This window comes from Pseudomonas sp. FSL R10-0399 (assembly GCF_009600165.1).
Classification (GTDB): Bacteria; Pseudomonadota; Gammaproteobacteria; order Pseudomonadales; family Pseudomonadaceae; genus Aquipseudomonas; species Aquipseudomonas helleri.
Map to the genome: position 1 here is coordinate 1 of NZ_WIWK01000320.1, position 326 is coordinate 326.

Consider the following 326-nt stretch of genomic DNA (forward strand, 5'->3'; position numbering starts at 1 on the left):
CCTTTCTTTCCGAGACCAATCAGGCCGTTGGCCGCAAAGACGGAATACTCGATGGCGGCGACCTTCTCCCCGACCGGGCTGCAGACGAAGGGACCGCGGTACCCACCCTGCAGGCTGGACGGGTCGAGATTGATCACACTGTTGACGCTTTCCAGATAGCTGAACCCAGGCCAATCCTCATCGACGGCACCTGCGGAGGTCAGGCGCTCGACCTCAACAATGGAACTACCTGAGGCTGTGATGCGATATCGCAACCCTCTAGGACCAATGCAGGCCAAGCCAGTGCCCAGCGCAAGGCCATTCGCAGGCGCTCCGCCGTCATAGTT

At 60.4% G+C, this 326-nt stretch carries 1 pseudogene; it reads right to left on the reverse strand.

The features are described from left to right. Positions 1-326: pseudogene (locus GHO41_RS30530) on the reverse strand (phage tail protein); the annotation flags it as partial.